Source organism: Streptomyces sp. NPDC002698 (assembly GCF_042888945.1).
Lineage (GTDB): Bacteria > Actinomycetota > Actinomycetes > Streptomycetales > Streptomycetaceae > Streptomyces.
This window is the reverse complement of the sequence record NZ_JBIAQM010000005.1, coordinates 55,296-80,844: the sequence shown is the minus strand read 5'-3', so window position 1 is coordinate 80,844 and position 25,549 is coordinate 55,296. Positions and strand designations below refer to the sequence as shown.

Below are 25,549 nucleotides of genomic sequence, written 5' to 3'. Positions count from 1 at the left end.
GATGAGTTGCCGCCACGAAGCCATTGGCGCATTGCCACCGGACCGTGGATCCGTCAGGAGACCCGCGGTCCGGATTGCGCCAACGTTGTTGCTCGATGGCGTGATCGACGCTACTCGCCAACATCGGTTGGCGAAGCGACTATTCACTCGACTGGATGGCATATTCCATGGGGGTCTTCCCCGTTGGGGCGGCGGCAGTGTAAGGTCCGGCCGCTCATCGGCGGGGACGCCCTTCGAGGCCGCCCCCGTGCCGATCAGCGCGCGTACTCCTTCGCGATGTCCGCGATGAACTGGCGCGACTGCTCCACGTTCAGGGCCTGGGCCCGCAGGTGCTCGTACATCACGCTGTACTTCTGGACGTCGTTCGCCTTCTCCAGGTACAGGTCGCTGGTCACGCCCTCGATGTAGACGACGCTGGAGTCGGCCGCGTCGGGGAACTCCAGGATCGCGTACTGGCCGTTGAGGCCCGGGTGCGCGCCCATGTCGAAGGGGATCACCTGCACGGTGACGTGCGGAAGCTGCGACTGCTCGACGAGGTACTCGAGCTGCTCGCGCATCAGCGAGCGGTTGCCGACGGCGCGGCGCAGGGCGGACTCGTCGAGGACGGTCCACAGGCGCAGCGGGTTGTCGGGGGCGGAGATTCGTTCCTGCCGCTTCATCCGCACCTGGACACGCTTGTCGATGTCGACGGGCGCGGTCTCCGGCAGCGCCCCCGCGATCAGCGCCTCGGCGTACTGCCGGGTCTGCAACAGGCCCGGGACGACCTGGGGGTCGTACACGCGCAGGCTCGCGGCGTCGGTCTCCAGACCGATGTAGACGCTGTACGGGATGTCGCCGAAGGAGTGCCACCAGCCCTGCTGGCGAGAGTCCTTGGCCATCTGCATCAGCGAGTCGACGATCCGGTGGTCCTCGACCTCGTAGACTCCGCACAGATCGCGGACGTCGCGCTGGCTGATACTGCGCCGGCCGTTCTCCAGCCGGCTGATCTTCGACTGTGACACCAGCAGGCGCTCGGCGACCTCTTCGGCCGTCATGCCCTTGAGCTCGCGGAGCCGCCGAAGCTCCTGGCCCAGCCGGCGCCGCCGGACGGTGGGATTGACACTTGACGCCACGGGACGTGCACCTCCGGCTGCGGGCCTGTACTTTGCGTATCTGCTGTTGAGCAGATTGCCACCAAGGTGCTTTCTACCGCTGGGAAACGGCGTATATGCGCCTGGTGGGCGCAAGTTCGCAGATTCGGCGCGTATACGCGTTCGTACGCGGTTGTCGTCACCGCGGTCGTCGTCATCACCGCCGTCACCGCTGAAGCCGCCGTCGCCGTCGGCGCGGACCCCGCGAACTGTCCTGAGACATAAGGGAGATCACCGCCGACGTGTGGTCGTGCCCGGTCCGCGGCCCGGGTGCGCCCCGCCCCCTCGGGGCGGAACGCTCCTCGGATGCGGTCGCGCGGGGTGGCTGGGACCGTGTCGTCGTCCGGACGTACGGTCTCGGCCACCCCGCGCGAGCCTGCGGCTCCCGAACCGGATCATGGGGACTGCGGTGCGGCGCTGGGTGTCTTGCGGCGGTGCTGGCGGTGCGGGTGCTGCGTGGTGCGGGTACTGCCGACGGTGCGTGACACGGGCCGCGTGGGCCCGCGGCTCAGTGCGCCACGGCGCGCGCCATCGAACCATGGCGCGGTTGCATCGGAACACCGCGTGCGGTTTCCGGTGCGGACCTGACGCCGGCGGTGGCCGGGCGGCCTGCCGGTGCCGGGCTGCGGCGCGGCTGTGCCGCCACACCGCTCTGAACGTCCATCACGGCGTGCGCCACGAGGCCGCCCATGGGGTCGTGCCTGATCAGGTCCCGCAGCCGGGAGCGGGACGAACGTCCCTCGTTCCCCGGATACAGGTGCTTGCCGAGACCGACCGCGTGGGCCAGCGCGGCGAGCGCCGCGGTCCGCGGGTCCGGCGGTACGCCGGTGCGGATCGCGTTGTCCAGCCGGGTTCTGATCTCCCGGCTGATATCCGTGTCCGTCGCTTGGTAGCGAGTCGTCGGAAGCACCCCGCACATCTGGCCGGCCACGGCATGGACCATGCCGCACCTCTCCAGATGCGAGAGGTAGGTCTGGCGGAGCCCCAGGCGGGGTCCGCCGATCCAGTTGACCGCGCGTACGGGTGCCCCGCGCCGCCGAAGGAGTTCCAACGCACAGTCCAGTGTCGGATCTCCGGTCGGCCGTGGCACCACCACGGCGATACGATCCCCGTCTGGGGCTATCCGTCCGGCCAGCGCCAGCTCCACTAGCTGTGCTCCGGCCAGACCGAGGTCGAGCGACTGCGGCTGCGCGGTGGTACCCGTGGTCGGGTCCAACGCCAGCAGCAGAAGCTCCTCCGGAATTGTTCTGCGGCTCTTGCCCATCCATGCCTCCCCGCGTGGATGAATGACAGGGTGACCCCTCTCACATTGGTCTGTCGAGAGCGCGTGACCGGAATATGAGGGAACCGGCAGGTATGTCGTTCTCGTCTACCGCAAGAGTCGAGCCCTCGCACAGGACACTGGTACTTGGTTCGGGCAGCGGTGTCCGGGCGGCGGTTCAAGGGTTTGACGGTTCGTTTTCGGCGCGCGGAGGGCGCGCGCCGCATGGAGGAGGCATCGGTGGCGGGCGAGTCCCCCGACAGGTCGAAGCAGCACGAGTCGTCGGCGTCGTCGGCAGAAGCGACGCCGGTGACCCCGGCGTCGGTTCCGAGTCCGGCGCGGTCGGGCGCGCCGGTGTCGACGTCGACCCAGAGCTCGGCTCCGGCCGACCCCCGGATGGCGATGGCCCGCGAGAGGGCCGCCACGGTACGGGTGGATCAGGCGACGGCGGTGTTCTCCACGAAGGCGCTCTCGGCCGAGACGGCCCGCACGGAGGACGCCTCCCGCACGGCGGAGCCGGAGCGCGTCTCCGAGTCCGCGGGCGGCGAGGGCGAGGCCGGGGGCAAGAACGCCGAGGGTGACACCCGGCTGCGCGCGGCGGTGGCCGCGTGGGTCGCCGGATCGGACGAGCCCGATCCGGCGGACGCGACCGGGGCCGGGGCCGGCTCCGGGAGCGGCGACGACGCCGCGGACGACGACGGCCCCGCGGACGGCGACGACGCCGAAGCCGCTGACGCCGACGCCGGTGGGAGCGACGCGGACACGGACGGCACGGAGCCGGCCGACATCGTCGAGGGTGACGACACCGACACCGACACCGACACCGACACCGACACCGACACCGAGGCGGAGCTCGCCGAGGAGCCGGGCGAGCCCGCGGACTCCGCGACGGCCGCGGACGTGTCCGAGGAGTCCGAGGCGCCCGAGGAGTCCGACGTGGCGTCCGGCACGGACGAGGAGGCCGCCGAACCCGTCGCCGGCCTCGACATCGATATCGACACCGACAAGAAGCCCGAGTCCGGCCAGGAGCCGGAAGCCGCCTCCGACGAGACCTCCGCGGACCGGGCGGACGACGACGAGCCCGCGTCCGCCTCCAAGGACGAGCCCGGGAGCGGCAGCGACGCCGAACCCGAGGACGAGCCCTCGGACGCGCCCGAGGGCGGGCTCGACGGCGACAGCGACTCCTCCGACGAGATCGCGGACACGGTGTCCGACGAGCCCTCGGACGTCGCGCCGGACGAGATCGCGGACACGGAGGCCGGCGAGGACCCGGCCCCCGAGCCCCCCGTCGATCAGCCCACCGCCGTCTTCAGGACCCCGCGGCGCCCGGCCGTGGACCAGCCCACCACCATGCTCAAGCTGGGCGGCGCCACCCGGAAGCCGGCCGACGGGAAGCCCGCCGACGGGCCGACGGACGCCCCCGCCGACAAGCCTGCCGACGAGCCCGGCGCCAAGCCCGCCGGTACCCCCGTGCGCACCAGCAAGTTCGTCCCCCTCAACCGGCTCGACGACTTCGCCCCTCCGGCGCGCCCGAAGCCGACGCCCGAGCCTTCCGCGAAGCCCGAGCCTTCCGCGAAGCCTGAGCCCTCTGCGAAGCCCGAGGTCTCTGCGAAGCCCGGGCCCTCTGCGAAGCCCGAGCCTTCCGCGAAGCCCGGGCGGACCGCCGCGTCCGCCCCCGCTCCCGCGCCCAAGTTCGCCGACAAGCCCGCGGCGGCCACCGCGGCCATTCCGCAGGTCGGCCCCGAGCGCACCACCCAGCTCCCGCTTCCGCCGAAGCCCCCGCTGGACCTGCTCGCCGAGCTGACGAACACTCCGCCGCCGCCGCAGACCCCGGTCCGCACCCTCGTGCGGCGGGTCAAGATCTGGACGCCGCTGGTTCTGCTGCTCGCGGTGATCTTTGCAGTCGCGCAGGCTTTCCGCCCGCTGCCGGCCCCGGCTCTCACGCTCAGCGCCGACAGCACGTACACCTTCGGCGGCGGCACCCTCGACCTGCCCTGGCCCGGTCAGGGCCAGTCCGCGATCGAGGTCGACGGCGTGGGCAGCCTCGGTACCGACGGCAAGCAGACCCCTGCCCCCACGGCGAGCGTCGCCAAGATCATGACGGCGTACGTGATCCTTCAGGAGCACCCGCTGAAGGGGAACGAGGACGGCGAGAAGATCACCGTCGACCAGCAGGCCGAGGACGAGTCGAAGCTGCCGGACGAGTCGACCGCGGCGCTGTCCAAGGGCCAGCAGTTCACCGAGCGCCAGATGCTCCAGATGCTGATGATCCCCTCGGGCAACAACGTGGCGCGGCTGCTGGCCCGCTGGGACTCCGACAGCAAGGGCTTCGTCACCAAGATGAACGCCGCGGCCAAGGACCTCGGCATGACGAACACGACGTACACGGACCCGAGCGGTCTGCAGAAGACGACGGTCAGCACGGCCACCGACCAGATCAAGCTGGCCAAGCAGGTCATGAAGAACGACGTGTTCCGCAGCATCGTCGGGATGGCCAAGGCGGACATCCCGGGGCTGGCCAACACGATCTACAACAACAACGACCTCCTGGTGCAGCAGGTCGGCGTGATCGGTCTGAAGACCGGTTCGTCGACGCCCGCGGGCGGCAACCTGGTGTGGGCCGCGACCAAGGTCGTGGACGGCAAGACGCAGACGATCTACGGCGCGGTGATGAACCAGGACGCCGGCACCGGCAAGGTCTGGGACAGCCTCCACCTGGCGCTCGTCAACAGCCAGAAGCTGATCGACAAGGTCCAGAAGAGTCTGATCACCGCCACGGTGGTGAAGAAGGGCCAGGTCGTCGGCTACGTGGACGACCAGCTCGGCGGCCGGACCCCGGTCGTCGCCACCAAGAACATGACCGCGGTCGGCTGGCCCGGCCTGAAGACGAAGCTGAGCATCGGCGAGGGCGAGGCGGCCGTCCCGCACACCGGCGAGGCCGGCACGGTCGTCGGCGAGCTGAGGGTCGGCGACGGTTCCAGCGAGGCCGTGCGGATCCCCGTCGCGCTCCAGTCGGACCTCGCCGAGCCCGGCTTCGGCCCGAGGCTGACCCGCGTCGGCTGAGCGGACACACGCACCGGTGACGTACGCGCACACGCATCGGTGACGTACGGCTGGGAGCGGCACGCGCACCCGCACTCCGCCGGACGGCGCCCCACTCGGAGGCTGTCCGGCGGAGTGCGTGCTAGCGTCGCGCAATCGGGGCTGCTCGCGAGCCGCGGGTCCCGGCCCAGAACGGACCAACGGGACACGGGGAGAACCTTGCAGTGGCGACAGCGGAGCCGACACACGCCGACGACGCCGATGCGGGCCAGGGAACGGGCCCGCGAATACCGCTGCGCGCCGGCACGCGCGAGGCGGTCCGTGACGTAGTCGCGGACACGGGCGCGGACACGGGTACGGGCGCCAGTACGAGCGCGAGCACAGACACAGCCGTGGACCCGGGCTCGAGCGCAGCCGCGGATCCGGGCGGTGGCGCCGCCGGGGAGCCCGACGGGACCGAGTCGGGCGCGACGGCCGCGACGGCCGGAGCCGTGCCGCTCGGCCTTCTCCGCCGTTACCCCGTTCTTCTCTTCACCGCCTTCGCCGGCGTGCTCCACATCGTGTGGTTCTTCACGTTCGCGAACAGTGGTGGTGACCTCGCGGCGCAGGACGCGTGGGCGGAGTTCGTCGGCCGGCACCCGGACTCGGCGTACAACCTCGCCTGGTACGGCGGAATGCACCCGGTCTCCTACAGCGTGGTGTCGCCGTACCTGATGTCGGTGCTCGGCGTCCGGACGACGATGATGATCGCCGGGACGGTCTCGGCCGGTCTGCTGACGATGATCCTCGTGCGCAGCCGGGCCGTCCGGAACCCGATCGCCACCTCGCTCGCGGGTGTCTTCGCGCTGGTCTGCAACGCCATCTCGGGCCGGGTGACGTACGGCCTCGGCACGGTGTTCGCGCTCGGCGCGGTCGCCGTCGTCTTCTGCTGGCCCCACCGCTGGCGCTACAAGCGCTGGGCGAAGGCCCTGTGCGCGGCGCCGCTGGCCGCGCTCGCGACGGCCTCCTCGCCGGTCGCCGGACTGTTCGTGGGCCTGCTGGCCGCGGCCATGTTCCTCCAGAAGCGCCGGCCCGGGGCCTACGCTCTCGGTATCGCCCCGACGGTCGTGGTCGGGCTCTCGGCCCTGCTGTTCCCCTTCTCGGGCACCCAGCCGATGACGTTCTTCTCGGTCATCCTGCCGTTCGCGTCCGCCGCCTCGGTCTACTACGTGGTGCCCAAGGAGTGGACGACGGTACGGATCACGGCGGCGGTGTACGGCCTCGCGGTGCTCCTCGTCTGGCTGATCAGCTCCCAGATCGGCTCGAACATCACGCGCCTCGCGATGCTGTTCGCGGGAGTCGCCCTGACCGCCGCGCTGCCCTTCACCGTGCCGAAGTCACGGAAGTGGTACACCACCGTCGCCGCCCTCGCCGTGTTCACCGGCTGGATCGGCTTCAAGACGGTCGACGACATCGTGCACACGACCCCGGCGGCGTCCTGGGCGCGCGAACTGGCCCCGCTCGTCAACCAGCTCCAGCTCGTGGACGCCGAGAAGGGCCGCGTCGAGGTGGTCCCCGCCCGCTCGCACCGCGAGGCCTCCGCCCTCGCCCCCTACGTGAACCTCGCCCGCGGCTGGAACCGTCAGGCCGACATGGAGCGCAACCCGCTCTTCTACGACGACACGCTCAACTCCGCGAACTACCACGAGTGGCTCCAGCGCTGGGCCATCCACTACGTCGTGCTGCCCAAGGGCGAACCGGACGGCGACGGCGGCCAGCGCGAACGCGAGCTCGTCCAGCGGGGCATGCCCTATCTGAAGCAGATCTGGGGCGACGCCAACTGGCAGCTCTTCACCGTCACCGACCCCACCCCGCTCGCCGAGCCGCACGCCGTGGTCGACCTGGCCGAGCAGGGCGAGATGACCATCGAGGTGAAGCGGGCGGGCCGCATCCTCATCCGCATCCCGTACTCGCCGTGGCTGAGCATCGTCGACGAGGACGGCAAGAGCCTGAAGGCGCCCCAGGAGACGAAGGCGTCGAAGCGCCGCACGGACGACACCCCGAAGACGTACGAGAACCTCAACGGCTGCCTGACGCCGACGGAGGAGACCGCGGCGGGCGACATCTGGACGGAACTGCTCGCCCCGAAGCCGGGCACCTACCGGCTCGCGGCGCCGTACCAGCTCCCCCGGGGGACACCGTGCCCGGAGGAACTGCGCTGACCCCTCCGCGACGGCTCCAGCGCCCTGGCGGGCGACGTTCGCCCCGTCGCGCGAACGTTGCCCGCCGGAGGCACTGGTACTAGTGCCGCGTCAGCCAAGGTTCGCCCCGTCGGGCAAACCTGGACCGACCCGGCACTAGTACCGCTCGAAGGGCCCGCAGTAGGGCAGGCCCGCGTCCTGCGGCCGTCCGTCGCGGAAGAAGCGGACGAGCAGATCGCAGAAGTCCTGGGGCCGCTGGAGATGGGCCAGATGGCCGCACTCCGCGATCGTGGTGAACCACGCGCCCGGCAGGTCCGCCGCCACCGAGCGGACCATGCCGGGCGTGGTCAGCGTGTCGTGCTCGCCGGTGAACGCGAGATACGGGACCGCGGGGACGGGCGCCCGCCGGTACCACTCGTGGGCCAGCAGCCGCCGGTTCCGCTCGACCGTCACGGTGACGTCGCGCGGGGTCTGCGCCGCGAACTGCTGGTACATGAGCCGGGTCAGCGCGGCGTGCTTGCGTACGGTGCGGTCGCCGGGCGGCGGTACGAAGCACCGTACGAACTCCTCGGCGGTCTCCTCGACGCGGCCCTGTTCCAGAAGCCGGACCCAGCCCACGAGCGCCTCGGCGAACCAGTCCGGAATATGGTCCGACATCCCCTGCACGGCGACCCGGCGCAGCAGTTCCGGATACCGCTGGGCGAGCCGGAGCCCGACCGCCCCGCCGTAGCACCCCGCGTACAGGTTGACCGGGCCGAGCCCGAGCCGGCGCAGCATGTGGCCCGCGCACTCGGCCAGGAAGTCGATCCCGTGCTCGGCGGGCAGGAAGTCCGCGTCCCCGAACCCGGGCAGATCCACGGTGACGACGGTCCCGAGTTCCCCGAGCCACCGCTCGTGCCGCATCCACGAGTACCGCGTCTGGTCCGACCCGCCGAGCACGAGCAGCGGCTCCGTGACGGGGGGGCCGTGCCGGGCGACCCGCGCGGTGTACCCGTAGCCCTCCCACGAGAGCCGGTGCTCCGCCACTTCCGTGGACGCCCCGCCTCCCGGCACCGGGACGCGAGCATGGACCGAGGAAGCGACAGAAGGCACAGCGAACTCCCGAGAGGGGACGAGACCACCGAAACTCCCCACTCGTACACGTCTCCCGGGTGCGGTGCCCGCAATGTCACACGAAGGTGGGCGCTGCACCGGGCGAGATGGGCGTGGCATCACACGAACGTGCGGGGCGCGGCGGCCGCGCCACGCCCACCTCGACGCGGTCCCCTCAGGTCACCTCACCGGGAACGCCACGTCGCACACCGGGTCCTTTGGCCCCGCCGCGTCCCAGTCGGCGAAGTAGATCTCCCGGCAAGGGCCGTCGACGGACAGCCCCCGGTCGGTGACCCAGCTCTCGACCGCCTCGAACGCGGCCAGGATCTGCGGGTGGGCGACCTGCGCCTTGCTGATGCGGACGAACGCGACGCGCCGGGCCGGCTCGACCCGCACCCCGGCCCCGGTGGCCCGGCCCTGCTTCTCGGCCCAGGCCCGTGCCGCGGCCTCGTCGGCGACCGGCACGCACGCCTCCGCCGGACCGTCGCTCTCCATGCTCACCTCCGCGTGGTACACGACGAACGGCGGCCCCGTGACGCCCCCGGCCTCCCGCGCGCCCTCCTCCAGCCGGCCCAGCGAGCCGGGGATCCACACCGGCAGCTCGGGCGCCAGGACGTGCCGTTTCTCGGTCAGCACGACCTGCTCGGGCACCTCGGCGGTCTCGACGACGAACTTCTCGTACATCTCGGAACTCCTCCCGGAAAGACGTCCACGGAGGTGGTCGGCGAGCGCCCGCTGCGAGGCGAACCGGGCCTCGGCACCGTCCCAGTACGCGGCGAGCAGCTCTGCGGCTTCCGTGCCGCGCGCCTCCACCACGTCCGCGATCCGCGCCAGCGGCATGTCGAGCTGGCGCAGCAGCGCGACGAGCCGGGCCCGTTCGGTCTGCCCGGCACGGTAGTAGCGGTAGCCGCTGACCTCGTCGACGTACGCCGGGGGCAGCAGCCCCAGCCGGTCGTACAGCCGCAGCGCCTTCGCCGAGAGCCGCGCCCGCGAGGCGAACGCGCCGATGGTGAGCAGGTCCTTGTCCACCCTGTCATCCTCCGTCACCGGGCGCCTTCCGCCCGGTGACAGGGACGCTGCCCCTTGCCCCAGGGGCAAGGTCAACGGCGGAGCCGTGAGAGTCAGCCGATGGCCTTCTCCACGGCGGAGACCAGCTCGGCCGACTCCGGCTCGGTCTGCGGCGAGAAGCGGCCGACGACCGTGCCGTCGCGCCCGATCAGGAACTTCTCGAAGTTCCAGCGGATGTCGCCGGAGTGCCCCTCGGCGTCGGCGGTGCCCACCAGACGCTCGTACAGCCCGTGCCGCGCGTCCCCGTTCACCTCGACCTTCTCGGTCAGCGGGAAGGTCACGCCGTAGGTCGCGGAGCAGAACTCGGCGATCTCCTCGGAGCTGCCGGGCTCCTGGCCGAGGAACTGGTTGCAGGGCACGCCGAGGACGGTGAAGCCCTGGCCGGCGTAGCGCTCGTGGAGCTTCTCGAGGCCGGCGTACTGCGGGGTGAGACCGCACTTGGAGGCCACGTTCACGATGAGGACGGCCTTGCCCGCGTACTGGGACAGGTCGGCGGAACCCCCCTGGAGGGCCCCGATCTCGACGGCGAGCACAGAGGAACCGGTGTTGTCAGTAGTCATAAGCGGATGCTAACTCCGGTCGGCGCCGGTCCCGCCGGCCCCGCCGGTCCGCTCCCGGCGCCCGTCCGGCGATTCCGGTCCGCCGCCCGGGCCCTGGCGCTGTGCTGTGACGAGCACCTCACCGGCTGCCGTGCGCGAGTACAGCACCGACCGTCCCGCCCGCCGCCGCTCCACGAGCCGCGCGTCCAGCAGGACCCGCAGATGACCGCCGACCGACCCCAGCCCCTGCCCGGTCACGGCGACCAGCTGACTGGTGGACAGGGGCGAGTCGAGACGGACCAGGACACCGGCCCGGGCCGTCCCGAGCAGCGCCCCCAGACTCTCCGGCACCACCGCGGCCCGTACGTCGGCCAGCGCCCCCGCGCACGGGTAGACCACGGCGTAGCGGCCGGCCCCCTCCCAGGACACCCATCCGGCCTTCGGCGTGACGGGGACGAAGACGAGCTGGGCGCCGGAGATCTCGCGCGGCGGGTACTCGTGGAGGTTGACCTGGAGCCGGTTGCCGCCGAGCCAGCGCGTCCCGGGCCGCAGCCCGTCCAGCGCCGCCGCCCAGCCGCCCTGGCCCAACCGCGCGGTCCGGGCCACCACGTCGGCCTCCAGGACGCGCCGCCGCCGTTCCCAGTCGGGGCGTACGGACTCCTCCCAGACGGCGGTGAGCAGCGCGGCGGCCCGTTCGGGCAGATCGTCACGGTCCGCGAGAGCCGCGGGCAGCGGGCCGCCCACCGAGCGGACGAGATGGCCGCGGGCGTCCCGGGGCGGGACCTCCCGCACCCGGGCGACCTCGGTCCCGAAGGTCTCGTCGCCGTACGGGGTCGGGGTGAGGAAGTCGGCGATCCACGCCTGTCCGAGCCCGCAGCGCACGAGGAGCGCGGTGACGGGGTCGGCGGCCAGCCGCCCGCGGTACGCCGGCAGATGGACGTCCAGCCAGGCGCGTTCACCGGGGTGCGTGGCGGTTTCCGCGTGCAGCAGCTTCAGACACGCGAACGTCTCGGCGAGCGGCGACAGCACGAAACGGCTCCCGGCGAGGGTGTCCGCGTTCACCTGCCACCAGCCCATGCCCGCCCCCTGTCTCCCCGGCCCTCGCGTGCCGGGCCCCGTTCTCCGCCCGGGCCTTTCGCGTGAGCCTCGGCCTTCCGCGTGAGCCTCGGCCTTCGCGTGCGCCCCGGCCCGGACCTCTCGCGTGTGCCCTTTCCGAACCCTTCGCGTGCGCTCTCCCCGAACCTTTCGCGTCCGCGCGAAACAATATCGACCGTCCGTACGACCCCGCAGACTCCGCGGATGCGCAGCTACTCCGAGCTCTTCCGCACGCGGGAGTTCACCCCGCTCTTCCTGTCCTCCTGCTTCCGGACCGCCGCCTCGACGGTGAGCGGTCTGGCTCTCGGCACCCTGGTGTACCGGGCCACCGACTCGCCGCTGCTCACCGCGCTGAGCATGTTCGGGCCCTCGCTCGCCCAGACGGTCGGCGCGGCCACCATGCTCTCGGCCGCCGACCGGCTGCCGCCGCGCGCGACCGTGGCGGGCATCGCGCTCCTCTTCGGACTCGGCACGGCGGCGACGGCGATCCCCGGGCTGCCGATCTGGACGATCTTCGCCCTCCTCCTGCTCCTCGGTCTGATCCAGTCCTTCGGCGGCGGGGTCCTGTGGGGCTTGCTGACCGAGATCCTCGCCAAGGAGGGCTATCTGCTGGGGCGTTCGGTGTTCAACATGATGAGCGGGATCGCCCAGATCACCGGATTCGCGACCGGTGGCGTCCTCGTGGCCCTGCTGTCCCCGCGCGTCACGCTCCTCCTGGCGGCCGGGCTGTACCTGGCGGCCGCGCTGACCGCCCGGCTCGGCCTGACACCCCGGGCGCCCCGAGCCCTGGGCCGCCCGTCCGTCGCCCGGACCTGGCACGCCAACGCCCGCCTCTTCTCCTCACCGGAGCGCCGCACTCTCTATCTCCTGCTCTGGGTACCGAACGGCCTGGTCGTCGGCTGCGAATCGCTGTACGTGTCGTACGCGCCGAGCCGGGCCGGCGCGCTGTTCGCCTTCGCGGCCCTCGGCATGTTCGTCGGGGACGTGACGGCGGGGCGTCTGCTGCCGCCCCGGGTCCGTGCCCGCCTGGGCATCCCGTTCCTGCTGCTCCTGGCGACGCCGTACCTGTTCTTCGTCCTGCGTCCGGGTGTGGCGGTCGCCGCCGTTCTCGCCGCCGTCGCCTCGATCGGCTTCGGGTCGAGCCTGATCCAGCAGGAACGCCTGGTGGCCCTGATCCCCGACGAACTCAGCGGCCACGCCCTCGGGCTCCACACGGCGGGCATGCTCACGATGCAGGGCGTGAGCGCGGCGCTGGCGGGCGGGATCGCCCAACTCGCCTCGCCCGCCGCGGCGATGACCGTGATGGCCGCCGCCTCGATCGCCGTGACGCTGACCCTGGCCCCCTCGCTGCTCCGGCACCGCGCGGCGCCCCCGGAGGGGCAACGCCCGGGGCCGTCCGCACCAAGAGTGCGGCAATCAGAGGTGAACTCTCCCTGAACCGAAGAAAGTTGTACGACAGGGGTCACAACCACCCATCCCCCACCGGTGTCGAACGGGATGCCTGGGCACACCCGAGCGCCCACGGCCCCGCAACGACAGATCCGCCGAGCCGCCGGGCCGCGGAAACCCATCGAGGGGGAACCATGTTCAACCGTCGTGCCACCGTCCTTCCGAAAGTGCTGGCACTCGCCGCGGTCACGGTCGCCGTGTCCGCGGCGGTCGCCGTCCCGACGGCGACCGCCGCGGACTCCAGGACCGCCACGGCGGTCTCCACCGGCCAGAAGCTGTACTACACGGCGGCCGCCGGCCAGACGAACCACCTGAAGATCTCCTGGGCGCTCGGCGCGACCGACCCCGACTCCCAACTCGTCGACTTCATCTACACGTTCGACGACACCGTGAAGATCTCCCTCGGCGCAGGCTGTGTCCGTCCCGCATCGGGCGACACCACCCAGGCGGTCTGCACGGTCACCGAGCCGAACACCTCGGCCTCCGACCTCGACACCCTGATCGTCAGCCTCGGGGACAAGAACGACACCGCGACGGTCGACCCCGACAACAACGGGTACTCCCGCATCTACGGCGGGACCGGCAACGACACCCTCACCGGCCACGGCCGTGACGTCCTCTACGGCCAGGACGGCAACGACCGCCTGTCCGGGGGCGGCGGCGTCTACAGCGAGGGCGCCTTCGGCGGCGCGGGCAACGACACCCTCACCTCCTGCGGCTACACCTGCCACGGAGGCACGGGCAACGACGTCCTGAGCGGCGGAGTCAGCGAGGCCGACGGCAGCTACGTCGACTACGACAACAGCCTGTTCGGCGACGACGGCAACGACACGATCCACGGCAACGCGGGCGCCGACCTCATCCAGGGCGGCCGCGGCAACGACCGCCTCTACGGAGACTCCGGCAAGGACAAGATCTACGGCAACAGCGGCAACGACCTCCTGCACGGAGGCTCCGGCACGGACACCCTCTCCGGCGGCCCGGGAACCGACCGGGTCTTCCAGAACTGAGAAACCCGCCGGCAACCGACCCGCCTCCGGAGCGGAGGACTCGGGACGAGCGTACGGGGGTTTCCGTGGGCGCCGGTGTGCCTCCGCGCGCTCTGTCCGGCACGGCTCGGCGGGTGGAACGATCCCGGTGCTCGGTACCGGCAGGGGAACGCCTTTGGCCGCCATGGAGATGTGAGCGGTGGCGAGCGGATGTTTGCTGGTCCGAGAACGGCGTCACCACTACGAGCAACAAGGGGCCGGACATGGCAATCGTGATGTCGATGCACTGGGCGGAAGCCACGTCGGAGCAGTACGACACCGTGCGGGACGCGGTGCAGTGGGAGGAGGTCCCGGGGGCCGGCGGTCAGATGCACGTGGCCTGGTTCGACGCGCAGGGGCTGCACGTCACCGACGTCTGGGAGTCCCAGGAGGCGTTCGAGGCCTTCTTCGCCGAACGCCTCGCCCCCGCGATCCAGAAGGCCGGCATGACCGGCGCCCCCGACACTTCCATCAACCCGCTCCACCGGCGCTACATCGCTCCCGGCATCAGCGGCGCCGCGTAGAGAAGAGGGACGGAACGCCGGTCCGGCCCCGCTCCGTCCTGGGGACGCGTGTCCGCGCGTCCCCAGGAATGTGCGACGAACCCCGGCGCCGGGACAGGCTCCAGGGCAGGCCCCGGGGTTCGGTCACGCCTTCTCGATCCGCCAGGCGATCATCCCCGCCGCGTCCGGCCCGCCCCGGACGTCAAGAACGAACCGACTCCGGCCGTGCTTGTCCGCTCTTACGGGCACGCCCTCCGAGGGCGGCTCCACTGGATCCCAGTTCAGACACCGTCCGAGCTGGGATTTCCTGTTCAGTGGGTGGGACGGCGGAGCGTGCGTCAGGCGGTCAGGGACTTCCACAGGGTGATCGGGCGGTCCTCGACCGCGACCTGGTCGTTGTGCCCGTGGCCGTCGGCGATGGAGATGATCCGGTATTTCTGCTGGTGGAACACCCAGAACAGGCTCAGCCCGTTGATGCGTTGCATGTCCGGTACGGCGAGGAACTCGTCCACTCCGGAGATACCGGCCAGTGACTGCCACAGGCTGAGCGAACGGTCGCCGCGTTCGATGACGTCGTTGTGTGCGGAGCCGTCGGCGATCGAGATCAGCCGGTAGACCTGCTCCCCCACGGAGGAGTGGAAGAGCCAGTAGTGGCTCTTCCCGTTCTGGCGCTGCATGTCGGGCACCGGCAGGAAGGCGTCCACCCGCGCGATTCCGTTGAACGAGGCCCAGGCCGAGATCGGCCGGTCGGACCGGTCGACGGCGGCCGCCGTCTCGGGGGCGAGCCCGGACTCCGCTCCGTCCGCGACCGAGATCAGCCGGTAGACCTGGCGGCCTTCCACGGTGTGGAACAGCCAGTACCGGCTCCGGCCGCCCACGCGCTGCTCGTCCGGCACCGGCAGGATCGCGTCCACCTTCGACACGCCGTCGTAGCACGACCAGACGGACAGGGGCCGATCGGGACGCTCGACGACGTCCTTGTGCTCGTCACCGTCGGCGATGGAGATGGTGCGACAGACCGGCCCGTCGCCGCCGGTCCCGTAAGCCCAGTACCAGCTCTTGCCCTGGTCCCGTTGGCGATCGGGGATCGGCAGGAAGGCGTCGGTCGGCCGGACCGTGTCCGGGAGCTTGTCGGTGAGGCGGCCGTCGCCCAGCAGTCGCAGTGTGGTGAGCGAGGGGACGAAGCTGTAGACGGAGCCCTCGGTGGTGACGAACTGATGGAAGCTCAGCTCGGTCGTCGCGTTGGGGCTCTCGAAGGCGACCTTGCCCGTGGGGCCGACCCCCGGGTCGGGGCCGGGCTTCGCAGGGCGGTTCGGCGGGAAGTCGACGTTGTTGATCCACATCTTCTGGATGAACTCGAACTGCTCGACGAGGTCGGACTGGTAGCAGACGAAGAGCAGTCCGCGCGGGTGGTCGGGGCCGCCGGGGCCGTCCGAGGCCGGGTCGAAGGGCGCGCCGTAGGGAGCGCCGCGGCGGATGATCCGGCGTCGGTCCATGACCGGGTTCTCGGGGAACGACTCCGTGCCGGGCTTCTCCTGCAGGCCGTCCCGGGGGTTGGTCTTGCGCAGGTGGGAGAAGAGCGGGGTGGTGAACCCCTCAGGGTCGTTGCGGTAGCCGAAGTCGTTGTCCTGGCCCGCGAGGGCGTTGTCCGGCATGTCGGCGTGCGGGCACTTGGCGACGGGCGTGCCCGAGCGCCAGCGGCCCACCAGGCGGGCGGCCAGCCATTCGGTGGTCGCCTCGTCCGGCACCACCTTGGCCTTCCTCAGGACCTTCAGCTGCGCGGTGACCTGGGCCCACCAGCCCGGCACGTCCTGAGCGAGCCGGCGCACCACCTGGAAACTGCCGTTGGCGGCCCACTCGGGCATCTCGTCGTACGGAATCCCGCCGACCCGGTCGTGCCCGATGACGAACTCACCGGGCGGGATCAGCCGGGTGCCCGGGTGGTCCTTGACGTACTCCGGCCGCTTCGGGTCGGGCTCGTCGAAGCCGATGACCCCCGGCTCGCTGACCCCGTCCTTGAAGCCGAAGTGTTCCTTTCCGCGGCGGGTGCCCGACAGCGTGGCGCCGTTCTGCTGGAAGACGATCACGATCTTGGCCTGCGCGGCCGCCTCGCGCTGGGCGGTCAGCGCGTCCTGGAGCCCCTCGGCGGTGTCGGAGGCGACGGTGATCACGGCGTGCACGGTCTGGCCCTTGCCGTCCCCGAACAGCCAGTTCTCGGGCGAGCTGTCGCCGGTGTCGCCCAGTGAGCGCTTGTGGGACCCCTCCTTGAACGCTTCCAGGGTGCCGCCCTTCCGTACCGAGGGCAGGGGGTCCTTGCCGCCGATGAGGACCTTCAGGCCCTCGTAGGTGAAGCTGACGTTCGTCCAGGTGGCCTTCAACGTCTGCGGGTCGTCGCCGCCGGTGGCCTGTCTGGCCTTGCGGAACGCCGCGTTGAAGGTGGCCACCTGTCTGGTGGTGGAGATCTGGGAGGCGAGCCGCCTCACCCAGGTACGGGCCCGCGCGGGGTCCTCGAACTTGAGGAAGAGCAGCGTCATGCGGTCCTTCTTGAAGCCCGCGATCACATCACCCTGGATGTCGTCACTCTGACGCAGTTTGAGGTCTTCCATCATGTTTTCTCCTTGACGGACGCATATGCCACGAGATCATCATAGTAATCACAACGCTACGCTATGTGATCAATGTGAAGGTGGGGGCGTCTCCGGGCCGACCGTGTCGCGACCCCGTGTCGCAGCGCGGAACCCCTGCCCCGCAAGGGTTCTGGCCTGTTTGGCGGTCAAGTGATCACCCGCCTGCCCGGCATCGCGCGACAGCGGCCGTCCGGCACACGAACACTGTGGGTAGTCATATGCCTGCGTCGTGCGCCCATGTCACGTGCTCTCGTCATGTCCTCGTCATCGGACCGGCGACACGAAGCGGCCACGACGCCACAGCTGCGCGCCCCGCCCTCTCTCGCAAGGAGTCCCATGTCCCCCAGGAACCTGACCGGCCCGTCGCCCAGACGGATGCTGTACGCGGCGATCTCCGCGTGCGCCGTCCCCGCGCTGACCCTCACCATGCTGTCGTCCGGCCCGGCCGCCGCCCACGAGCACGGCGGTGAGGCCCACTCGGCCGACCGGGCGCAGGCCGACCCGGACGAGGCGGCGGTCATCGGCAAGGAGCACGCCGAGGAACACGCCATGACCAGGAGGGCCCTCAAGGCCGTCGGCGAGTACCCGCAGTCCACCCGCACCGAGCGGCTCAAGGCACTTGCGGCCTCCCAGGCCAAGGTCAACGCGGACTTCGACGCGCTGGACGCCGGCAGGTTCCGGGAGTACTTCCAGTCCCCGGACTTCGCCGCGCACATCGCCATGCTGCCCACCGGCAAGGTGCTGCTGTTCTCCTTCGAGCGCATCGAGAGCAACCCCCAGAAGGAGCCGGCCCCGACCGACACCATCGGCAAGGAGAACGCGGGCCGCGCATACCTGTGGGATCCGGCCAAGGGCACCGGCCCGGGCTCGTTCACCAAGGTCACGCCGCCCGTGATCGACATGCCGGACGGGCTCAACCAGCCCCGCCCCGCGCCGTTCTTCTGCGCCGGCCACTCCTTCCTGCCCAACGGGATGCTCGGTGTCTTCGGCGGCAACCTCGGCGGCAACGGCGGTACCGGCGCGAAACTCTCCCTCGTCTTCGATCCATGGGAGGAGAAGTGGTACCAGAACCAGGACATGGTGGTCGGCCGGTGGTACCCGTCGGTGGTGACCGGAGCGGACGGGCGGCAGCTGATCATGTCCGGCCAGTCGGAGCTCGGCTGGGGCACCCCCACCCCGATCGTCGAGCGCTTCCCCGCCCTGAACAAGCCCGTGCCCACGGCCAAGACGGACAAGCCGGAGGGCTGGACGGTGGAACGGTTCAAGGCCGACGCCCCGTTCAAGCGGGACTACCCGCACCTCTTCTCGCTGCGGGACGGCAAGATCTACGGCCTGGGCCGCAACCCCGAGCAGCAGTGGAAGTTCGACCCCGCCGCCGAGACCCGGACGGATCTGGCACCCCGACCGGACAACATGCCGCGCAACTACGGTTCGGCCGTGCCGCTCCCGGCCGGCTTCAAGGGCCCGGACTCGGTGCTGGTGCTCGGCGGAGACCGGGACGACCCGAACACGTATCAGCTGGTCGGCGGCCAGTGGAGCAAGGAGAAGGCGAGAGCCTTCGGCCGCACCCAGGACGACACCCTGCTCATGCCGGACGCGACCCTGATGACCGTCAACGGCGCCTTCGACATCCGTGACTACGGCAACGGCCCGTACAACCCCAACTCGGACCTGAAGTACCGCCAGATCGAACTGCGTGACGAGAACGGCAACTGGAAGCTCGGCCCGGCCCAGAGGCTGCCGCGCGGATACCACTCGAACGCCGTGGTCCTCCCGGACGGCCGGGTGATGGTCACCGGTGACGAGCTCCAGCAGCTCGCCAACGACCCCGACATCACCGACGACATGAACGGCAGCATCGAGATCTACGAGCCGGCCTACCTCCAGCAGGGCAGCCGCCCTCACCTCGGCATCGTGTTCAACCCGTCCGTCGGGTACAACGACAGGATCACGGTGAGCAGCAACACCGCCTCCGACGTCACCCGTGCCGTCCTGCTGGCGCCGACCACCGCGACCCACTCGGTCAACACCAGCCAGCGCCACCTCGACCTGCGGATCAAGAGCCGCAGCGGCAACTTCCTCGAACTCCAGGCACCGCCGTCGGCCAACGCCGCCCCTCCCGGCTACTACATGCTCTTCCTCCTGAACGAGGAGGGCGTGCCCAGCACCGCCGGCTGGGTCCAGCTCAAGCCGGCCTCGGGCGGCCAGACCCCGGCGGCGAGGTAGTGACCACCTGACCCTGACGCGCCTGCGGCGAGTCCCGCGGGCGGCTCCGCCGTAGCCCGGCGCAGATGCCTTCCGAGCTGGGCTACGGTCTCGCCCCGCGGCGCCTCGGCTCGCACCCGCAGGGCCTTCGGAGACCCTGCCGACCTCGACTCGGACCGCGTCCTACGTGGAGTTCGGTCGTTGGGCCAGCCATGGGACGGGGTACGTGGAGCGGGGCACGGCCGTGATCACACGAAAGGGCCAGTTCAAGAGGATCAAGCCTCTGAACTGGCCCTTCATCGCGTGCCCCCGGCAGGATTCGAACCTGCGGCACCCGCTTTAGGGGTTCGGTCTACGCCTGCTCGTGGTGCCGTTGTCGGCAGGTCCGGTGGTCGGACAGAGTCGTTGGCGTACGGCCCCGTCCGGTGTCGTTGATGTCAGGCGTGGATGTCAGAGCCTCGGACTCATCGCTCTGACGAGACTGGACAGCGATGGCCCGCACCGGCCCTTACGAGGCGCTGAAGAACACCGCACCGGACGAGAGACTGCCGTGGTCGCGGTGTTCGTAGCTATGGACCGAGCGCCTCCCAGCAGTGATGCTGGGCGGCGCTCCGGTATGCCCGTATCAGATGGTGTCTATTTGCCAGGCGATCATGCCGGTCGATCCCTTGGCCCCGTTGACATCGATGTGTACCCCCTTGTGCATCGTGATCCGTTGCTGGACCACTGACTGATCACACGGCACCGTGGACGCTGTGCCGGCGCTCGCCGGTACGAATGTCAACTTGGCGCTACCGCTGCCGGAGCACACCAGGTTGAGCCGGTAGGTCTTGCCCTTGCTCAGGTTGGGCTCGGTGTGGATCCCATCGCCCACTCGCTCGACGCCGGCCTCGACCATTGTCCCGCTGTGGACGGAGGCCAGGGCCGCCTGGACCTGCTCGGTGAGCTTCTTCTCGGACGACCCGGTCGCCGTCCGGGACGCGCTCGGCGCGGACGGCGACGGCGGAGCGCTGCGGGCCTCCCCCTCACCGCTGCCGGAGGTGCACGAGGTGAGCAGGAATGCCGATGCCGCAATGGCGCACGCGGCAAGGTGAGCCCGGGGATTCGAGTAGGTCATGACGAAGTCTCCCAGTACTTCCATCCGGTCTCCGACGTCGGCAGAGTCGCGGTCCCATGACCAAGTTCCTTGACTCCGCAGGATCCAACCCGTTGGAGCTTCTTCCAGGTGACCTTGTAACCCCATGAGCCGTACTGCAAGTGTCCGTACTTGTTGCGGCTGATGTTGTGGGAGTAGTTGTGTCCGGTGGTGATGGTCGTGCTTCCGCCGACGTGCACGCTCACCGACGTCTTGGCCTTGGCGATGATGGCGTTCGTTTGGAATTCGATCGTGCCGGTTACGTCCACACTGATCGTGCCGGCCTTGGTGACCGATACGTTCATCGTGCCGCCGGGGCCATCCTTGTACTTGGTCCCGTTCCACCACGACGGGATGAAGTAGTTCTTCTTCGACGTGATGCTGTACCAGGAGTATTGGCCGCCAGGGCCGTCGCAGTAGTAGGGCGTCTTCTCCAGTACCGGCTGTTCGGGCTCGTCTTCCCACCCCTGACGGTCGTTGATGTCCGTCGTCTGATCGGCGGATATCGTCGTGTCGTCGGACGGCCCTTCCTCAGCGGTAGCAGCGCCCGCGGTCGCAAAAAAGAGAAGCAACGCAGTGGCAGCGCCGGTCACAGCGCGCCTTGAACCGATGCCCATGTGACACCTTTCCGGTGGACCGCCCCCGTGGCGATCGAGCACTTGGACGCTATGTGAAGATCATGTACGCGACAATCACGTGATCGGTTTCCTGAGGGGAACTTGAGGAACGAAGAGGCTCCCGACGGCGCATTCCGTCTTGAAGTAAATCCTTAAGTTCAGACTGATGAAGAATCAACGACTTTGCTGGGTCGGGATTTCGCGAATGAAGGTGCTGGCCCTCTCGATGCGAACTGTGGTCGCCAAGGTCTGCCGGCCAGGAGCGCGAGTTCTGCCCGTCTCTACGATGCAGGCCATGGGGACTACTGATTCCGCACCGCTCATACGCGCTTGTTGGCTCTCATGGCTCGCCGTTGAGTCGGCCGATCAGGCGGAAGTGGTCAAGGCCCTCGGCTTGGCGGACGTACGGGAGACCACCTGGGCCGATGGCATGGAACTCATCGACGAGGTGGCGCACGACGAGGAGGAGCCGTTCTCCACCGTCGCCGTTACTCCACCCATGCAGGGGTGGACTCTGGTCGTCGGACCGTACTTCGGCCTGCCCTATCCACAGCGGACGGCGCACATCACCGACCTGTGCCGAGAGCTGAGCGCCCACTTCGGCAAAGCCCAACTCTTCTTCCACAGTGAGCAGAACGACGGGGAGGCATGGCTGATCGCCGAAGGAGGACGGATCCTCCGGCGTTGGATCAGTGAGTGCCCGGAGCTCGCCCTGGGCGAACCGTTCGGTGTCGAGCGGCGGCTCCTCGATGCCTATGGCATCACGGGCAAGCCCGAGGATCTCGACCCCGACAGTGACCTGGCCGGCGACTGGGCAGCGACTTGGGGGGATTGCTGGGCTACGACGGTTGCGGAGGAATGCAGCATCAACCCCACCACAGCCACCGCGGTTACGGGCAGTCTGCTGGTCGCATCCGCTCCGTCCTTCGAGTAGCCGCACCGTCTGCCTCGAAGAGGTTGCCGCTGAGCACCGCTTCAGGAGCGAGGTGAGGTGGTCACAGGCCTGACCTGTGAATTCCCGGCTCGGATGGGGTGGGTGATGCGTCCCCCTGCGCACCGTGATTCCCCCTGACTCCCCGCCCGTTCTGGCACGAAAGTGGCACGGCCGCACAGCCCCTCAACGGATCACGCAAATCGCCGGCATGGGAGCTCTCCACTCGCCCAGTTCTGCGATGAGGACCCGGCGGGCCAGTTCGCGGACTTTGATCCACCCCGCATCGCTGGATAGCGCGTCCGCGGCCCACCTGGCGGCGTTCGGCTCACCGCTCATCTCGTTGAACACCACGTCTATGCCGTGTAGGTCGGGCAGCACATCGTGGCTGAGTTGTCCCTCTTCCACCAGTTGCTCTGACATACGGAAGGCGTGGTCGAAGTCCAAGGCGATCTCATCCGTGGGGATGTCGTACTTCTCCAGCCACACCGCCTGGACCGAGGGATCAGCGGCCAGCACAGTGAGCGACTCGACCAGCAGGCGTCGGCGAAACGAAGGGTCGGTAGTGGGCACGGCACGATCGTCGCATGCGACTGCCCTTGCGATCTGTGGTTTTTCCCTCCCGGCTCCTGAATGCGGCAGCGCGGGCGGTGTCTGGTTTGACCAGTCAAGGCGCTCAGTAGCCGAAGAAGTGCGGGGCCGGGTCTCCGACCTGTACCCCTGCAATCGATCAATGCTGCGACCTGCGACTTAGCCGTCGACGGTTGTCAGCGTTGGTCGTCGTTGAGCACCCTTCCACGGCCCGGAGACGGCCCGAGTGGCGACCGTACTTCAGACCCCGATCACGATCGGGAGCGCGTCTGGTCGGCCGTAAGTGAGGATGCGCGTGAGTGCCTCCCGCATGCGCGCTACGTCCGCGGCCGGCGCATGCAGCACCGCCTCCACTACCGGATCGTCCAGGAACAGGGCTTCCAGCGAATCGGGGTCGAACGTGACCCGCAGGATGTCTCCCTCCAGCTCCACCGTGCGCACGCATCCGTATGCGGTGCCCTGGTCGGGGGTGACAACGCAGTAGGAGTCGCAGCCGTTGCGGATGTTCTGCGCGTCGGGTTCCTCGAAGTCGCTGTGGAACTGAAGCACGAAGCTTTCCATGCTGTCCGACTCGGCGACTCCGGCAGTCAGGGCATAGATGTCCGGCCCCGGTTCGTGCCACCCGTAGGCGATGTTCGCAGTAAATCTGTAGGTCATACGCGTGTTCTACCAGGGCCTGCGACGGCCGATAACGTGAGGTCGGCGGAGCGGCTTTGGGCTGGAGCTGCTTTGGGGCGAGTGATCATGGCCCCGTAAGCTTCCGGCGCGTCGGGCAGTCTGTGGACCTGCCCGTTAAAGCACGACGTTGGGGCCATGATCTTCGAGGCTCGCCCCAAAGTGGCTGCTTCCTAAAGCCGCGGAGCCGACCGCCCCAGCCACGACGCGTTCTGACCTCATGCCGCCGGCCAACCCTTTCCAGGGCGTGCGTCGGCGCAGCGCGGGCGGAGCGGGCCGGAGGCAGGAGCGGCGCCCGCAGCGCGCCCGGCGGAGCGGAGCGCAGCCGGGGCTTGATGATGGGGAGAAGGTTTTATCCCGCTGGGATGAGGCGCTTGCCGTGGTGGCTGCGTACGTGGGGGCCGTTGCCGTCCAGGAGTCTGATGGCGAAAGCCTCGGACATGCGCTCGCTGACCTCGTCAGGTGTGAGCCACGAAACCGCCAGGGACTCGCTATGGAGATCCTCGGGCACTCGCAGATCGGCATCACCATGGACGTGTACACGCGCGTCGTGCAGGACACCCGGCGCGAGGCCATGAGCCACATGGACAAGCTGTTGAAGAGGCGCCCCGGCCCAGGCTGACCAACGCCGTTCCCCTCCATCCGAGACGCGGATCCCCAGGCCGTGACAGTCCTGGGGCTCCGTGGTCTTCAGAGAGCGGACTCGGGTCCGCCGCTTTCGATGAGCGCGCGGGCGGCGACAACGACTTCTTCCTTGAGCTGCTCCAGCGGAGTGCTCCAACTGGCGTTCCAGTCGTCCAGCCCAATGGCACAGTGGACGATCGGTTGCAGGCGATCGGGATAGCCGAGTTCTGACGCTGCTTCGACCCATATGAGGTCGGCACCGGTCGCCGGGTCCAAGGAGCCGTCGACGATCTGAGCGGCCAGCCAATAGGCCAAGGCCCACCTGGCGTCGACCGGGTCCGCCGGCACCTCGAACCCCAGCCCCAGCTCCTCCACGACGTGATCGAACAGCTCCCGCGCCTCATGCTCCTCACGACGGCCCAAGCCGGCGAGGAGGGCAAGCGACGGGGCGTCGACGTCGGCCAGAAGCGCGTCGAGGCCGGCCTGGATGAGGCGGTCCGAGCCGACGTGACGTCCGAATGCCTGAGCTCGTGCCAGTTGCCTCAACTGGTCGAGAGCCTCGTCTCTTGTCACGCCGGATGCGCTCCGTCCCGTCCCCGTCGATGTCAGAACTGGATGTCAAAGGCCCCGGACCATGATCGGTCCGGGGCCTTTTCCCTTGTGCCCCCGGCAGGATTCGAACCTGCGACACCCGCTTTAGGAGAGCGGTGCTCTATCCCCTGAGCTACGAAGGCGTGCGGATCGTGTGCGATCCGGTAGCTAGCGTAGCGGATCCGGGGTGGAGGCTGGGAAGGTTCCCGTTCGCGCAGGTGGGGTGGGGTCGGGCCGGGTGGCCGAGGGGTGGGGGGGTTCGGTACGCGGTGGGCGGTACGTGGCTGTGTGCCGGTGGTGTGCGACGGCCCCGAACGGTCGCCCGGACCTCGTGGTCGCGGCGACTGTCGGGGGCCGTCGGTCAGCCGGCCGGGAGGCCCGAGAGAGCCGGACGGGTCAGGTGGAGCATGCGGGTCAGCCACAGGTCGCCTGACGCCTGCGGGGAGCGGGAGGCGAAGTGGGGAGCCGAGGCGTGTCGCGGGTGAGGGGACCGGGGAGTGCCGGGGCGCGCGGGGAGGTGGGGCAGGGCCGTCGTGCCGGTGATCATGGACAGCATCAGTACGGCCGCCGCCCCGACGTCGACCTCGGGGAGCAGCGAGCCGTCGTTCCGGGCCCGGTCCAGGATCCCGTGCAGGGCGCCGAGCCAGTTGGCGTGACAGTGGAGTGACGGATCGTGGGGAGTCCTGATCTCCTGGGCCAGACGTGCCCCCGAGCGAACGGTCATGTCGCTTTCGATGAGGTCCACGAGGGTGTGCGCCATGGCGGTGGCTATCTCGAACGCCGGCGTCTCGCGCCGCGCCAGCTTCCCCAGTGCGTCCCCCGACGTCGTGCAGGCCTGCGCCTGGACCGCACGGGCCAGGTCGGACTTGGCCGCGAAGTGGAAGAACAGGGCGCCCTTGGTGACCTGAGCCCGTTCACTGATCGCGGACAGGGTGGCCCGTTCGTAGCCGGACCGGTCGAACACGGTCGAGGCGGCCCGGATCAGGTTGCGCCTGGTCCGCTCGGACCTCTCCTGCCTCACCACGACGTGATCACCCGGACGCCCCTTGTCGCTCGGCTGCTGTCTGTCCTGCCGCCAGCGACGCTAGGAACCCGCTTTTGGATCTGTCAACGGGGCCTGTGCCGCGCAGATCATCTTCACGCCAGGTGATAACTCCCTTGGGGAT

At 69.7% G+C, this 25,549-nt stretch carries 20 protein-coding genes, 1 tRNA gene and 2 pseudogenes; 8 read left to right on the top strand and 15 right to left on the bottom strand.

All coding sequences use genetic code 11. The annotated features are described in order from the left end of the window. Window positions 1–254: 254 nt before the first annotated feature. Both ACFYW9_RS09465 and ACFYW9_RS09460 read right to left on the bottom strand, forming a co-directional pair. Window positions 255–1,112, bottom strand: a complete 858-nt coding sequence (locus ACFYW9_RS09465) for a helix-turn-helix transcriptional regulator (RefSeq protein WP_328451424.1) — start codon at window positions 1,110–1,112, stop codon at window positions 255–257. Between the two features lie 526 nt (window positions 1,113–1,638). Continuing rightward, window positions 1,639–2,394: a GPP34 family phosphoprotein gene (locus ACFYW9_RS09460; protein ID WP_328669644.1), complete on the bottom strand. Its 756-nt coding sequence runs from the start codon at window positions 2,392–2,394 to the stop codon at window positions 1,639–1,641. A gap of 222 nt (window positions 2,395–2,616) precedes the next feature. Between ACFYW9_RS09460 and ACFYW9_RS09455 the strand changes: the two genes are divergently transcribed. After that, window positions 2,617–5,454: a D-alanyl-D-alanine carboxypeptidase gene (locus ACFYW9_RS09455; protein ID WP_389146924.1), complete on the top strand. Its 2,838-nt coding sequence runs from the start codon at window positions 2,617–2,619 to the stop codon at window positions 5,452–5,454. A gap of 203 nt (window positions 5,455–5,657) precedes the next feature. Continuing rightward, the gene (locus ACFYW9_RS09450) at window positions 5,658–7,634 is read left to right on the top strand and encodes an MFS transporter (protein WP_389146921.1); all 1,977 of its coding nucleotides are present in this window, start codon (window positions 5,658–5,660) and stop codon (window positions 7,632–7,634) included. 135 nt (window positions 7,635–7,769) lie between these two features. Here the strand turns inward: ACFYW9_RS09450 and ACFYW9_RS09445 are convergent, their stop codons facing one another. The 4 genes from ACFYW9_RS09445 to ACFYW9_RS09430 all read right to left on the bottom strand — a co-directional run bounded on the left by ACFYW9_RS09445 (window position 7,770) and on the right by ACFYW9_RS09430 (window position 11,389). Continuing rightward, on the bottom strand, window positions 7,770–8,705 hold the full coding sequence (locus ACFYW9_RS09445) for an alpha/beta fold hydrolase (protein WP_389146918.1): 936 nt from the start codon (window positions 8,703–8,705) through the stop codon (window positions 7,770–7,772). 180 nt (window positions 8,706–8,885) lie between these two features. Further along, window positions 8,886–9,752 (bottom strand): MerR family transcriptional regulator, encoded by an 867-nt coding sequence (locus ACFYW9_RS09440; protein ID WP_389146915.1) that lies wholly within the window; start codon window positions 9,750–9,752, stop codon window positions 8,886–8,888. A gap of 74 nt (window positions 9,753–9,826) precedes the next feature. Continuing rightward, window positions 9,827–10,333, bottom strand: coding sequence for a glutathione peroxidase (locus ACFYW9_RS09435; protein WP_389146912.1), 507 nt, complete (start codon window positions 10,331–10,333; stop codon window positions 9,827–9,829). 9 nt (window positions 10,334–10,342) lie between these two features. Next, entirely contained in the window at window positions 10,343–11,389 is a 1,047-nt protein-coding gene (locus ACFYW9_RS09430) for an ArsR/SmtB family transcription factor (RefSeq protein ID WP_389146909.1), read from the bottom strand. 222 nt (window positions 11,390–11,611) lie between these two features. Here ACFYW9_RS09430 and ACFYW9_RS09425 point away from each other — a divergent pair, with 222 nt between their 5' ends. The 3 genes from ACFYW9_RS09425 to ACFYW9_RS09415 all read left to right on the top strand — a co-directional run bounded on the left by ACFYW9_RS09425 (window position 11,612) and on the right by ACFYW9_RS09415 (window position 14,408). Continuing rightward, a complete protein-coding gene (locus ACFYW9_RS09425) occupies window positions 11,612–12,844 on the top strand; it encodes an MFS transporter (protein ID WP_389146906.1) in 1,233 nt (410 codons plus the stop codon). A 146-nt stretch (window positions 12,845–12,990) separates the two neighbouring features. Further along, entirely contained in the window at window positions 12,991–13,866 is an 876-nt protein-coding gene (locus ACFYW9_RS09420) for a calcium-binding protein (RefSeq protein ID WP_389146903.1), read from the top strand. Between the two features lie 242 nt (window positions 13,867–14,108). Continuing rightward, window positions 14,109–14,408 (top strand): hypothetical protein, encoded by a 300-nt coding sequence (locus ACFYW9_RS09415; RefSeq protein WP_389146900.1) that lies wholly within the window; start codon window positions 14,109–14,111, stop codon window positions 14,406–14,408. Window positions 14,409–14,725: 317 nt separating this feature from the next. Here the strand turns inward: ACFYW9_RS09415 and ACFYW9_RS09410 are convergent, their stop codons facing one another. Beyond that, entirely contained in the window at window positions 14,726–16,996 is a 2,271-nt protein-coding gene (locus ACFYW9_RS09410) for a Dyp-type peroxidase (RefSeq protein ID WP_389146897.1), read from the bottom strand. Between the two features lie 354 nt (window positions 16,997–17,350). Between ACFYW9_RS09410 and ACFYW9_RS09405 the strand changes: the two genes are divergently transcribed. After that, window positions 17,351–19,240, top strand: coding sequence for a galactose oxidase-like domain-containing protein (locus tag ACFYW9_RS09405; protein WP_389146894.1), 1,890 nt, complete (start codon window positions 17,351–17,353; stop codon window positions 19,238–19,240). Window positions 19,241–19,844: 604 nt separating this feature from the next. Here the strand turns inward: ACFYW9_RS09405 and ACFYW9_RS09400 are convergent. Beyond that, window positions 19,845–20,336 (bottom strand): hypothetical protein, encoded by a 492-nt coding sequence (locus ACFYW9_RS09400; RefSeq protein WP_389146891.1) that lies wholly within the window; start codon window positions 20,334–20,336, stop codon window positions 19,845–19,847. Continuing rightward, the gene (locus ACFYW9_RS09395; protein WP_389146888.1) at window positions 20,333–20,971 is read right to left on the bottom strand and encodes a hypothetical protein; all 639 of its coding nucleotides are present in this window, start codon (window positions 20,969–20,971) and stop codon (window positions 20,333–20,335) included. Before ACFYW9_RS09395 ends, ACFYW9_RS09400 begins: the two co-directional genes overlap by 4 nt. Before the next feature lie 166 nt (window positions 20,972–21,137). On the opposite strand from ACFYW9_RS09395, the gene ACFYW9_RS09390 reads away from it, so the two are divergent. After that, on the top strand, window positions 21,138–21,905 hold the full coding sequence (locus tag ACFYW9_RS09390) for a hypothetical protein (RefSeq protein ID WP_389146885.1): 768 nt from the start codon (window positions 21,138–21,140) through the stop codon (window positions 21,903–21,905). Between the two features lie 183 nt (window positions 21,906–22,088). On the opposite strand, the gene ACFYW9_RS09385 is transcribed toward ACFYW9_RS09390, so the two are convergent. The 3 genes and pseudogenes from ACFYW9_RS09385 to ACFYW9_RS09375 form a co-directional block, all read right to left on the bottom strand. Further along, window positions 22,089–22,475, bottom strand: a complete 387-nt coding sequence (locus ACFYW9_RS09385) for a hypothetical protein (protein ID WP_389146882.1) — start codon at window positions 22,473–22,475, stop codon at window positions 22,089–22,091. 258 nt (window positions 22,476–22,733) lie between these two features. Continuing rightward, on the bottom strand, window positions 22,734–23,150 hold the full coding sequence (locus tag ACFYW9_RS09380; RefSeq protein ID WP_389146879.1) for an Imm10 family immunity protein: 417 nt from the start codon (window positions 23,148–23,150) through the stop codon (window positions 22,734–22,736). A gap of 370 nt (window positions 23,151–23,520) precedes the next feature. After that, window positions 23,521–23,673, bottom strand: a pseudogene (locus ACFYW9_RS09375) (NUDIX hydrolase); the annotation flags it as partial. Between ACFYW9_RS09375 and ACFYW9_RS09370 the strand changes: the two are divergent. Then, window positions 23,656–23,790: pseudogene (locus tag ACFYW9_RS09370) on the top strand (site-specific integrase); the annotation flags it as partial. The pseudogenes ACFYW9_RS09375 and ACFYW9_RS09370 sit on opposite strands and share 18 nt — an antisense overlap. Window positions 23,791–23,858: 68 nt before the next feature. On the opposite strand, the gene ACFYW9_RS09365 reads toward ACFYW9_RS09370, so the two are convergent. The 3 genes from ACFYW9_RS09365 to ACFYW9_RS09355 all read right to left on the bottom strand — a co-directional run bounded on the left by ACFYW9_RS09365 (window position 23,859) and on the right by ACFYW9_RS09355 (window position 25,404). Then, the gene (locus tag ACFYW9_RS09365; protein ID WP_389146876.1) at window positions 23,859–24,365 is read right to left on the bottom strand and encodes a hypothetical protein; all 507 of its coding nucleotides are present in this window, start codon (window positions 24,363–24,365) and stop codon (window positions 23,859–23,861) included. 88 nt (window positions 24,366–24,453) lie between these two features. Next, a tRNA-Arg gene (locus ACFYW9_RS09360) sits at window positions 24,454–24,526 on the bottom strand. A gap of 218 nt (window positions 24,527–24,744) precedes the next feature. Beyond that, on the bottom strand, window positions 24,745–25,404 hold the full coding sequence (locus tag ACFYW9_RS09355) for a ScbR family autoregulator-binding transcription factor (RefSeq protein WP_389146873.1): 660 nt from the start codon (window positions 25,402–25,404) through the stop codon (window positions 24,745–24,747). Window positions 25,405–25,549 lie beyond the last annotated feature (145 nt).

Excerpts from the sequence above, each read along its gene's own strand:
- ACFYW9_RS09395 (WP_389146888.1), bottom strand. The coding sequence starts at position 20,971 with ATGGGCATCGGTTCAAGGCGCGCTGTGACCGGCGCTGCCACTGCGTTG.
- ACFYW9_RS09415 (WP_389146900.1), top strand. The coding sequence starts at position 14,109 with ATGGCAATCGTGATGTCGATGCACTGGGCGGAAGCCACGTCGGAGCAG.
- ACFYW9_RS09430 (WP_389146909.1), bottom strand. The coding sequence starts at position 11,389 with ATGGGCTGGTGGCAGGTGAACGCGGACACCCTCGCCGGGAGCCGTTTC.
- ACFYW9_RS09425 (WP_389146906.1), top strand. The coding sequence starts at position 11,612 with ATGCGCAGCTACTCCGAGCTCTTCCGCACGCGGGAGTTCACCCCGCTC.
- ACFYW9_RS09410 (WP_389146897.1), bottom strand. The coding sequence starts at position 16,996 with ATGATGGAAGACCTCAAACTGCGTCAGAGTGACGACATCCAGGGTGAT.
- ACFYW9_RS09435 (WP_389146912.1), bottom strand. The coding sequence starts at position 10,333 with ATGACTACTGACAACACCGGTTCCTCTGTGCTCGCCGTCGAGATCGGG.
- ACFYW9_RS09380 (WP_389146879.1), bottom strand. The coding sequence starts at position 23,150 with ATGACCTACAGATTTACTGCGAACATCGCCTACGGGTGGCACGAACCG.
- ACFYW9_RS09405 (WP_389146894.1), top strand. The coding sequence starts at position 17,351 with ATGTCCCCCAGGAACCTGACCGGCCCGTCGCCCAGACGGATGCTGTAC.
- ACFYW9_RS09400 (WP_389146891.1), bottom strand. The coding sequence starts at position 20,336 with ATGACCTACTCGAATCCCCGGGCTCACCTTGCCGCGTGCGCCATTGCG.
- ACFYW9_RS09455 (WP_389146924.1), top strand. The coding sequence starts at position 2,617 with ATGGAGGAGGCATCGGTGGCGGGCGAGTCCCCCGACAGGTCGAAGCAG.
- ACFYW9_RS09460 (WP_328669644.1), bottom strand. The coding sequence starts at position 2,394 with ATGGGCAAGAGCCGCAGAACAATTCCGGAGGAGCTTCTGCTGCTGGCG.
- ACFYW9_RS09420 (WP_389146903.1), top strand. The coding sequence starts at position 12,991 with ATGTTCAACCGTCGTGCCACCGTCCTTCCGAAAGTGCTGGCACTCGCC.
- ACFYW9_RS09390 (WP_389146885.1), top strand. The coding sequence starts at position 21,138 with ATGAAGAATCAACGACTTTGCTGGGTCGGGATTTCGCGAATGAAGGTG.